General features: G+C 43.5%; 9 protein-coding genes. 3 read left to right on the top strand and 6 right to left on the bottom strand.

Annotated elements, in window-relative coordinates; translation table 11 throughout:
- Positions 1-455: 455 nt before the first annotated feature.
- Both V7S65_RS19860 and V7S65_RS19855 read left to right on the top strand, forming a co-directional pair.
- Positions 456-956 (top strand): hypothetical protein, encoded by a 501-nt coding sequence (locus V7S65_RS19860; protein ID WP_079469796.1) that lies wholly within the window; start codon positions 456-458, stop codon positions 954-956.
- A gap of 20 nt (positions 957-976) precedes the next feature.
- Entirely contained in the window at positions 977-1,465 is a 489-nt protein-coding gene (locus V7S65_RS19855; RefSeq protein WP_079469795.1) for a YcxB family protein, read from the top strand.
- A gap of 12 nt (positions 1,466-1,477) precedes the next feature.
- On the opposite strand, the gene V7S65_RS19850 is transcribed toward V7S65_RS19855, so the two are convergent.
- The 5 genes from V7S65_RS19850 to prs all read right to left on the bottom strand — a co-directional run bounded on the left by V7S65_RS19850 (position 1,478) and on the right by prs (position 8,950).
- A complete protein-coding gene (locus V7S65_RS19850; protein ID WP_336387825.1) occupies positions 1,478-2,194 on the bottom strand; it encodes a DUF2490 domain-containing protein in 717 nt (238 codons plus the stop codon).
- Positions 2,195-2,304: 110 nt separating this feature from the next.
- A complete protein-coding gene (locus V7S65_RS19845; RefSeq protein ID WP_336387826.1) occupies positions 2,305-3,795 on the bottom strand; it encodes a SusD/RagB family nutrient-binding outer membrane lipoprotein in 1,491 nt (496 codons plus the stop codon).
- 11 nt (positions 3,796-3,806) lie between these two features.
- The gene (locus V7S65_RS19840; RefSeq protein ID WP_336387827.1) at positions 3,807-7,328 is read right to left on the bottom strand and encodes a SusC/RagA family TonB-linked outer membrane protein; all 3,522 of its coding nucleotides are present in this window, start codon (positions 7,326-7,328) and stop codon (positions 3,807-3,809) included.
- 133 nt (positions 7,329-7,461) lie between these two features.
- Positions 7,462-7,860 (bottom strand): GNAT family N-acetyltransferase, encoded by a 399-nt coding sequence (locus V7S65_RS19835; RefSeq protein WP_227024427.1) that lies wholly within the window; start codon positions 7,858-7,860, stop codon positions 7,462-7,464.
- A gap of 157 nt (positions 7,861-8,017) precedes the next feature.
- Positions 8,018-8,950 (bottom strand): ribose-phosphate diphosphokinase, encoded by a 933-nt coding sequence (prs, locus tag V7S65_RS19830; RefSeq protein ID WP_111577016.1) that lies wholly within the window; start codon positions 8,948-8,950, stop codon positions 8,018-8,020.
- Positions 8,951-9,166: 216 nt separating this feature from the next.
- On the opposite strand from prs, the gene V7S65_RS19825 reads away from it, so the two are divergent.
- Positions 9,167-9,844, top strand: coding sequence for a carboxypeptidase-like regulatory domain-containing protein (locus V7S65_RS19825; protein ID WP_336387828.1), 678 nt, complete (start codon positions 9,167-9,169; stop codon positions 9,842-9,844).
- 54 nt (positions 9,845-9,898) lie between these two features.
- Here the strand turns inward: V7S65_RS19825 and V7S65_RS19820 are convergent, their stop codons facing one another.
- Complete coding sequence (locus V7S65_RS19820; RefSeq protein WP_336387829.1) at positions 9,899-10,966, bottom strand: hypothetical protein; 1,068 nt, start codon at positions 10,964-10,966, stop codon at positions 9,899-9,901.
- Between the last annotated feature and the right edge of the window lie 48 nt (positions 10,967-11,014).

The following is an 11,014-nucleotide window of genomic DNA, read 5'->3' as shown; positions in this document are numbered from 1 at the left end:
TTTTCATAGGATAGTAACAAATTGAGGGCGCTTTTCTAGGCGCCCTTACTTTTTTCAAAAAACGCCCGATTTTTCTTCTCTTCTCCGGACGATATTTAAGTCCTTATTCTTTATCACGTATTTTTCTATTTGATTTTTTTCTAAAAAGATTGATTTTATTGCGTCTTTTTAAAAAACATCTCGAAATATTTTATTATTTCTAATATTTAATCTTTCGCCTGACTCACGATATAATTTTATTATATTTGTTATTGTATTAATTTTTATTATGGTTACTGTCCTATGAAAAACCAAATATTCCTACACCGCATGATTCATCATGCACTGTAAATGACTCTCGAAAGCAATGGTTCGCCCATTGCTTTTGTTTTTTTAGGGGTTTTTACGCATATTTTGGAATCTACTAGAAATCTCAAAATATAATTGTATTTTTAGACTCGAAAATTTGACACCTTATGAAAAAGCTGTTGTTAATGCTGTTGGTAGTTTTGGCCGCAGCCGCATCAGCAAATGCCAGCACTGGTTTCAAGAACGGAGATAATAATGGTGATAAAAACGGAGACAACAACGATAACCGTAATAACGCCAAAAACACAAATAATGCAAAACCTGTAAGGGTAGAAGAGTTTGTGTTAATGTTTCCGCGGGTAGAGACAACAGAGAAAGTGGATGAAGCAGAGTTGGAGAAAGCTATTGTGGATTTATACAAGTGGTACTTACAAAACGAAACCAAGTTAAATACAAACGACTTCCTCAAAGGAAGTGGTAAGGAGCTGGCTTTCCCTTTCAAGGTAGATCCAAAAACCTTGCAACAATATTTTCTGTTCATCAAGAAGAACTTCCCCGGATTCAGCGAGGACGATCTGTCTAATGTAAAACGCGGCCGGAAGAAGGAAGCACCTGTTACTGTGCGTGATGAAATGGATAATCCTATGTCGATTTCAGTTAACAGATAAAATAGTTTTGCCAGGCGATAATGCATTTAGAGTTTAACTACGATAAAGGGGATGTGTTGCATGCATTGCGCTATCATTTTATGCGAAGAGGCGAGATTAAAGTCTTCCGCAATACCCTTATCATCTTATTACTTGCTACTTTAACGGGTTATTTTTTCAGCGTTGTTACCACTGGTGCACTCACTGGTATTGTTATCATGATATTGGTGCTTGGCTGGGTATTCTGGTACCTGTTACCCGTTTCCATTTACAATAAGGCAGCTACTTTTAAAGACAGTATACATCTGAAGTATTCTGACGAGGGGTTATTGATTACCACCCGCGGGAGTGACCATCCGCGGAATATCAGCTGGAGTAATTTTTCCCGGGTAGTGGAAACTGAAAAATTCTTCTTCCTCTATCGTGATAAGAAAACCTTCTTTCTCATTCCTACCAGTGCTTTCCAGACAGAGGAAGCCTACCGCAATTTCGCGGGAATACTCAAATCGAAATTTAGTAATTACCAGTAATGGTTTGCAGCGTTACAGGTTGATGTTCTGAAATACGCTGAAATGCAGGATGTGGTTCATGGTTTTAGCGCCTGAGGTAACCTGGATCAGCTGGTTCATGTAGCCTATATCTGCTTTGAGGTTGGCATTGAACTGATATCCAAAGGCCACCAGGAAGCGGTTCTGATCGAACAGCAGGTTGCTGATATCATTTCCCCAGAGATTCAAAAAGATTTCGTCCTGTAAGGCCACATAGAATGGCGTGGCTGCTTTTTTATGACGGACAGGCAGTTGTGTGCGATTGAAATAGCGGGCGCGGTTGCCGTATTTCCAGTTGCCGATAGCGTGTGGATCCCCTGGCGCAGAAGGTTGTGATACCCAGCGTTGCTCCAGCCGGACGCGATGCGTCATATCCAGTTTTTTTGCTTTATGGATATATTGTTCAAAGATGCGTTGTTCGGGCAGCCATGTATTGCTGGTAGCATTATAGGTTGGTACGTAGGCGTATCCCAGTAAAATATGATCCTGTTTGTTAATAGAATATTGCAGACCGCCGCGCATGAGCAGTTGACCTTTGTTACTGATACCATCCCTGATACGTAACTGCACATCAAACGGAACCGCCCATTTGCTGTTAATTTTCATGGTGCCGAAATAGGTATACCAATTCTGGTATGCATGTGTCACATCCTGTGCTGATACAAAACGGGCAATAGCCATCAGGGCTATTGTTAACAGTACTTTCCTCATAATCGCTGAATATAGGTGGGGCTAAAGATAAATAAATAGGGATAAAAAAAGAAAGCGCCTGCAGATGCAGGCGCCGGTAGATTGTTGTTTAGCTATAGTTGATTGTTGTATCAGAATTTGTTATACCACAGTTTGGTGCCTTTCTTGTCGCCACCGATGTCGGAAGCTGCTTTTTCATAGCTGGCTTTATTCTGTGTTTGTTCGGATTGCAGATAAGTTAACCGGTAAGGCACCATTGTTACGCTTGGGTCCAGAGAACCTGATACCGGAGCAATGAATAATGGTTGTCCGCCGGGTTTGCTGAAATGCAACCTGGTTCTTTCAAACCATGCCTGGAAGCCTTGCGGATAAAGTGCCAGCCATTTTTGTGTACCAATCACATTTCTCCAGTCGGCTGCCACGTAAGGTACTTTTGCTATATATGCCTGAATGGTGGCGTCGGTAATATCTGCATTGTTGGTAAGCGTGCGCCAGTAGTTAATGGAAGCGGTGATGCCTTTTGCGTAATGTGTAGCAGCATCGTCGCCCACACTCATCCCCCTGGCCGCGGCTTCAGCGAGGATAAACTCCACTTCGGCATAGCCCATGAGGATACCCGGCATTGTTGCGCTATAGATCTGTGTGCCGGGAAACGAGTAGTTGTCTATAGGAAGCCTGTCCGGATTTGAAGCGGATGAGCCATAAGGCATACCTAAAATAGTATCACTAATAGTGGATGGGCGGGCATAGATGCTGAGACGTGGATCATTTACACTTTTCATGTAGTCTACCAGGGTAGCGCTTACGGAGAAATCGATGATAGCGCGCTCAGACTCATTATATGGAAACTTATTGGGTGCCGTACTGAGATATTCGAACTCTGCATTTTCCCCGTTGTCGCTAATGGCATCCTTGTAATGCGCTTCAATGATTTGTTTGGCTTTTTGCGGGTTGGCATCTACCATACGAATGGCCAATCTGAGCATCAGTGAATTTGCCAGTTTTTTCCATTTTCCCACATCTCCCTTATAGATAATATCCCCGGTATCAAAGCTTACCTGTGCTGTATCCAGCACATTTATTTGTGCCTGCAGGGTATCGAGCAGGGAGTTATAAATGGTTTGGGCATCATCGTATTGGGGAGTAATATTACTACTACCCTGGAAGGTTTTTGTGTATGGAATGTTTCCATAGGTATCTGCCAGAATCTGGTAGATCCAGGCGCTGGTAATTTTGGCGATGGCACTCTGGTTAGTTGCACCAGGCAGTCCCGGGTTAGCAGTGTTTTGCTTAACCAGGTCGTCGAGATTATGCAACGAGATACGATATAATGTATTCCAGAAAGCGGCATTATTACCTTCATCCAAATTGAACTGGCTATCATTTGTTCTGGAGTTTCCAGTCCAGAACTGCGCATAGTTCATAGCGATGAAGCCGTTTTGTAATCCGCTGTAAAGCATGTCCATCGTGCTTTTCTGGGCGCCTGTAAGCAGGTTTGCCGGTGAAGCGGTAGTTGGTCTGGTCGGATCAGTGTTCATATCATCCAACTTTTTACAGCTGGTAACTGCCAGTGAAGCCAACAAGAACAGGATGCTGCTATATTTAAAAATCTTTTTAGTCATCTTCACAAAATTTAGAATGATACATTCAGGTTTAATCCATAAGACCGGAGTGATGGCAGCGCACCACCTTCAATTCCCTGCACATTGGAAGCGGAATTGAGGATATTGGATGGATCTACATTCGGCGCGTTGGATTTGATCAGCCACAGATTACGGCCATAGAGAGACAGGCGGGCGGCCTGGGCTCCTATCTTCTTATACCATGATTCCGGCAGGTTATAACCAATTTTGGCTTCTCTCAGGTAGATGTAGCTGGCATCATACAGGTTAGCTTTACTGATTACATTTCCACCGTTGTAGTTGAAATGGTCTTGTGCGCTGATTTTTGTTGTATTGGTATGACCATCCGCAGTAACACCAGGAACGATGATACCATTTTCACGAATGCCATTTTCTACGGTAGTTTCCAGCAGACCGGATTTATTTCCGTACAGGTTAGTGTAGGAGAAGAAATCGCCACCGTGTTGGAAGTCAACCAGTGCCGACAGATAAATACCTTTATAAGAGAAGGTATTGGTAACACCGCCTACATAGTCGGGATAGGCGTTACCGATAGGTTTGATTGTGCTGGGTACATAACGTCCAAGTGCGTCTACAACTTTCTGGCCGTTAAGATAAGTATAGTCGGTACCACGAATGGTTCCCAGTGGTTCTCCTACCTGACCTACTACGGATACCTTCTGCGTACGGCGGTCGGTGCCGATAGTCAGGAAGTCCAGCGAGGTGTTATACTGTGCAATATCCAGGTTCAGTACCTTGTTCCGGTTGCGGGCAATGTTGGCACTGATATCCCAGCGGAAGCCATTTTTCAGACGGATGGGGTTCAGGTTCAGACCTATTTCAATACCTTTATTTTCCACACTACCGCCGTTTACGTAGGCGCCGGTAAAGCCGGTTGCTGTGGGCAATGCCAGCGTAATGATCTGATCCTTGGTAACGCGTCTGTAGTAGGTGAAATCAACACCAATACGATTGTCCAGGAATTTTAGTTCCAAGCCTGTTTCCACTTCCGTAGTACGTTCCGGCTTCAGGTCTTCATTGTATAATGTTGGAGAGAACTGAATAACCGGGTCGCTGCCAAAAGGAGGAATGAAGTCGTATGTGTTATAGATCCGGTATGGATCTGCATCGTTACCTACTGCGGCGAGGCTACCTCTTAATTTACCAAATGACAACCATTTCCATTCTTTCAGCAGGTCTGAAAAAACAAAAGAAAGGGAAGCTGATGGATAGAAATATTGGTTATTACCTTTTACCAGTGTAGAGGACCAGTCGCTGCGACCAGTGAGGTCGAGGAACAACAGGTTCTTGTAGCCCAGGTTGGCAGTAGCAAAAACGGAGTTGATCTGTTTTTCGTAGTACTGATCTATGGCCTGTGCCGGTTGTGCGGAGTTGAGCAGGTTGTACACATCTTTAGTAATCAATCCGCCTACGGTGCTTCCACCGGTAACGGTCCATTTACGATGCATCACGTTTCCACCCACTGTTGCATTCAGCTGGAAATCTGTGCCGAAATCTTTTTTGATATCTGCTGTTAACTGGTAGTTCATTTCGCGGTTGCTTCTCACGCGTTTGATATATCCGCCTATCGCATAATCTTTTGCTGTTCTTTCTTCTTCGAGTGTGCTATAATCATCCATAAATACGCGGCCGGAGAAGGAGAGCCATTTTGTGGCGTCTATATCCAGTCCTGCAGATCCAAAGAGCCTGTTGCGGCTATCTGTTTCATAATCCATATAACGGTTCCAGTATGGTCCGTTGCTGGAGGAGATATTTGGATTGTCCCATGCCCGGCGGTTCCAGGTAATTTGGGAGCCATCATCGTATTTATACCTTTTCTCCTTTTCTATATCCAGCTGACGCTGGCCATACATAGTAAACTGCAATGTAGGATTGGGGCCGGTAAAGCCGGTACCCGGACGGCCTTTTACTTTTAAGGAGGTGTAGTTCATGGAAGCTACAGCCCTTACTCCCTTTGTTAATTCATAGCTACCGTTGAAAGAGAGATTATTTCTTTTGTTGGTGGCATTGGGGAGTACAAAGGTTTGATCCATGTTTCCATATGACAAGCGGAAGCTTCCTTTATCGTCGCTGCCTGCCATTGAAATATTGTTGGTGAGTGTAAAACCTGTTTTATAAAAGTCTTTTACGTTATTTGGATGTGGTGACCAGGTATCGGTTTGACCGAAGTATGGATTGTTTTTTTCTTTATCCCATGACCAGTAAGGGCGAACGATCTGGCCGTTCAGTTTTGGCCCCCATGACTCATCCACTGCGTATTGCGGCATGAGGTCATAGCGTCCTTTGCCATTGTTATCATCGTAAGTAGCTGCCTGTTCATTCAGGAAGCCTTCCGGATGCTGGTTGTAATACAGGGTATCAAATTTTCCTGCACTACCGCCACCGTATGTGTTCTGGTAATTGGGCAGTACAGCTACCTGGTCTATCTGAGCATTAAGACTATAAGTAACGCCGATTCCTCTTTCTGTGTCCGGACGTTTTTTGGTAGTTATCTGAAGAACGCCGTTAGCACCGCGGCTTCCGTAGAGGGCCGTTGCAGCTGCACCTTTCAGGACGGAAATATTTTCGATGTCTTCCGGGTTGATATCCTGCATGGGGCTACCGTAGTCGTAACCACCACCGCCGTTTTGCTGACCGGGATCGTTTGTTACGTTGTTTATCATGGGTACACCATCCAGTACAAAGAAGGCATTGTTATCACCCAGGATTGATTTTACACCACGGATGGTGATTTTGCTGGCGCCGCCCATGGATCCTGTGTTTGAGCTGATTTGTACACCGGGAACTTTTCCTGTGAGGGCGTTTACAAAGTTTACTTCTTTTGCTTCCTGTACAGCATTGCCGCTTACTTCCTGTATAGCGTAGCCTACAGAGCGGGGATTCTTTTTAATGCCGAGCGCTGTAACAACTACTTCTCCCAATACTTTTTTAGTAGCACTGGAGGGAACCAGTGTAACATTGAGTTCACCTCTTTTTTCTACCGGGATAGATTGTTCACCGAAGGTAGGAGCTGTGACGAGTATGGTATCACGTATGGCTGCTTTGATGGTGTATTCACCAGTTGGGTCTGCCTGTGCATTTAGTTTAGATGTTTTGTTCCGGATGATGGCGCCGGGGATAGGAGTTCCTTTATCATCTTTCACTGATCCTGTAAGCTGGAATTTTCCTACTTCACTTTTTGCAGTAGCAGAATCCGGAGGAAGGATGAGTGCGGTATCCTCTTTCGGTTTAGCTACAGCGGTTTTGGTAGTATCAGTTACCGGTTTGGAAGTATCCTGTTTGGGTTTAACAGTGGAATCGGTGGCTGGCTTGATAACTACAGGGACCGTGGTATCCTGTTTAGGTTTAACACTGGTATCAGCAGCAGCGGGTTTAATCACTACCGGAACAGTGGTATCAGCTTGCAGCTGTTTTGCTGTGAGATACCCTTCGGGTTTTGCGTATGCGCTGCTGGAGGTATAGCAGAAAAAGGCATAGCACAGCCCCGACCAGGCTAGTACATGGCTTCTCATCGTATTATGAAAGATTTGGTTACAAAATTTTTTGACAGGATTCCTATGCTGTCTATTGTTATATTGGTTATCCATCAATATAACAATACAATCAAAACGCCTTCTACAATGGGTTGCAGAAGCAAAAAAATAATTAATTCAGGTTTTTCCTCATTTCGTAGTGCGGAATGCCCACCTCTGTAAATTCTTCTCCACAGATTTTATATCCCAGTTTCTGATAGAATCCAGTGGCTTCTTTCCGGGCGTGCATGGTTAATTCATCAAAGCCGTTGCTACGTGCGTATTGTTCTGCGAATATTACAATTTCTCTGCCGATACCTTTTCCCTGTAAGCGGGGTGATACCGCCATTTGCCTTAACTGTACCGTGTTTTCACTGACAGGAGTGAGAATACAACAACCGGCGAGTATTTCACGATCATCCTTTTGTGTAAAGCCAGCAATGAAGATATCATTGATTTCTTTCTGTAATTGTTCGGCTGAAAATGTGAGCCCCAGCGGCTTTCTAAGCACCTCGTTACGAAGGTCTGTCATAGTGTGGTAGTCACAACTACCGTATTCGATTATACGAAAATCAAGCATAATTATTTATCAGATTTGCAGATGGCCCGTTATGCCATTTCGATTTGCAGGAATTACCGCTACATGGTTCACAAGTGTCTGGGTGACAAATAGCCTGCCAACAGGAAGATCAGGAGTGTTGCGACTGGAAATAATTGACGATCAGCTGATCGACTGATTTTACGAGCAACATATCGTCGTTGATGGTGATGGCATTGGGGTGGGTATCGGTGCAGACTACCTTTTTAATGAGTCCGGATTGTTTGATTTTTTCGAAACCATTTCCCGCAAAGATGCCATGGGTGGTGATAACAAAGATATTTCCGGCACCCGCATCACGATAAGATTGTGCAGCGTGGATAAGTGATCCACCGGTGCGGATCATATCATCATAGATGATCACTGTTTTATCCTTTACGTCGGCACTGATAGCGGTAATGGCGGTTTCATCGCCGGAGAGGCGGCGTTTGAAGGCGAAAGCCGCCGGTACATGCAGGTCGTTGGCGAGGGATTCTACCCACTTAGCCCTGCCGGCATCTGTGCTGGCCAGTACAAAAGGCTTTCCGGCTGCGAGTTCCATCGCAGTATTCATAACAAATTCCTTGGCATATAAGTGTACCGGGCGAACATCGTTTTCAAAATACCAGGTAATGCCATCCACATGCAGGTCAATCATCACGATCCTGTTGCCACGGGAGGTATTAGGTAAAGATGAAAACAGTACAGCGCGTGTTTTAGCCTTTACAATTTCGCCATATTTCACGGCGCGTTCCATCGTAGAATATCCGAAGAAAGGGATGATGATAGTCAGGGAGTAAGCTCCGAGTTGGATACAGCCACTGGCCAGATCATATAATTCCAGTGTTTCTTTATCGTCGATGGTGCCGCCGAGCAAAATCACTTCTTTGTTGCTGACATTACTCAAAATGCGGTGATAATGTTCCCCATCGGGAAAATCACGTATGTCTAATTCCCCATTTTCCCAGGTGGAGCCTGTAATTGCCAGGATCCGGTCTTTTAGATACTGATAATGTTGGGTAGCAAAGATGATTTTCTGTGGCATGACTTTTACAAGATAAATGACTGATAACCGTAAAAATAAGTGATTAGGGGGATATTTATAATGTTGATAATTAATAATTTTGCCGTTGAGCACTTACATTTCCCCTGTTTTTTAACTTTTCATTTGCGGGTGGAACATTAAATTTGAAGGATTAGTATATTCATGATTCGTATTACAGCATATATCGGAGCACTGTTTTTTTTCTTTTTCATTGGCATGCAAGGAACCTTCGCACAGGTGCGTTTGTCCGGTATGGTGGCGGATCAGGATTCCAAAACGGGATTACCTTTTGTTTCTATTGTTAACAAGAGGACCATGACGGGCACATTAAGTAATGAAAGTGGCCGTTTTTATATTGAAGCCATGCCGGGGGATACCCTTGAATTTTCCATGTTGAGCTATACGCCGAAAATGATGCTTGTTCCGGGAATGTCATCTTCCCAGGACGTGTATATGCAGAAGCGGTTGTTTGAACTGCAGGGTGTAAATATACGTGGTAAGAACTACCGCAACGACTCTATGGCGCTGCGGGATGAGTATGGGCGCTACTTTGACTACCGTAAGCCGGGTGCTATGGATGTACTTAAAACCTTACCGGCAAACCCTATTACGGCTTTAAGTTATCTAGTGCCGAGTAAAGTGCGTAAAAGAAAAGAACAGTTTCATGAACAGCTGCTTTACTGGGAGAAAGAAAAATTCATTGATTATCGCTACTCTCCGGAGCTGGTGGGAAGAATGACTAAGCTACAGAGTCCGGAACTGGATTCGTTTATGTATAAATACAGACCGGGATACCAGTTTTTAAATTCAGCTTCCGATTATGATCTGTTACTTTATATAAAACAATCGTTTGAAGAGTATCAGAAACAGAAGATAGAAAAGAAAGAACCTTAAATGATAGCTACGCCGGGGATAATTCCCCGGCGTAGTAGTTAGGAAGTAATGTATTTAATCGGCCGGTTCCAGTTCCTGTTTTAACGCAGGCAATGAAAAATAGCGATGCTGTTTGAGAAAATCAGCCAGACCCTTATCCTCGTTAAGTATATTTTCCAGCACCGTTGAAACCGGCCACATCCCGGGATTTTGAGGAGCAAGCCTGTGATGAAGCGGTTCATAGATATTGGCGATATAAGCCGCAATTTTTCTTTTTTCCTCCAGCCAAAATATTTCGAAGGGATTATTGGTGAAGATGTTGTTGCTGCTGTTGTTGTATAAAGAATAGGCGTATTGCGCCAGCGCCAGAAGCAATGTGTTATCATTTGCGTGGGTATGATCCGAAACCCATTGTAGTAGTTCCTGCTTTATTTCTAATACGCCTTCTGTGTTTTTTACAAAGATGATCTCTCCTACTGTTGGCATATGATTGTTATCAAGATCCAGGTAGTCGTTCATTGCCAGCGTGTTTATTTTTTCTTCTTTGGTATAGCCAAATGATTTGACCAGCGTTTTGAGGAAGAGTGTATCTTCAGCGAGAAGGTAAGCGAGATCTGATTGGCTGTTGTTGAAGAGGTATTTGTTGCGCGCGATTAAAGGAGGATTGATTTCTATTTTATAATGATTGCTATCCGTGAATTCAACAAAATCTCCAATTAAGGGTACACAGGTAATAAACTTATATTCTTTGGAAACGAAAACATTCTCTATTGTATAGTCAAACTCATCCTCATTTGTGGATGTTGAATCAACGAAAATGGTATTGAACTTCGTTCTCAGTTTTACTTTATGATTATTTCCGTGAAATATATTTCCGAATATTGTTTTTATCTTCTCCTCAAATACAGGTTGTTCCAGTTGAATGAACCCTTTTTCTTTTAATCCCTCAGCGATAATAGGTAAGGCTATCTCTACATCGTGTATTGTGTAATTGTAGATGGGGTAGCTATTATCCTCTGATGCTTCTATACGGGATTGCAAATGCATCTGTTTTTTTATTTCCTCTATATTCATATCATATACCTTTCCTGTGGGAAGAATACTGTCTTTTATCGGCGGAGTTGATGCAGCTTTGTTTTGCATTTGACAGCTTGTTAAGTATGCCATAATAGTTATTGACAGTATGGATGT

This window comes from Chitinophaga sp. CCNWYY40 (assembly GCF_037483205.1).
GTDB lineage: Bacteria > Bacteroidota > Bacteroidia > Chitinophagales > Chitinophagaceae > Chitinophaga > Chitinophaga ginsengisegetis.
This window is presented reverse-complemented; position numbering and strand designations above follow the sequence as displayed.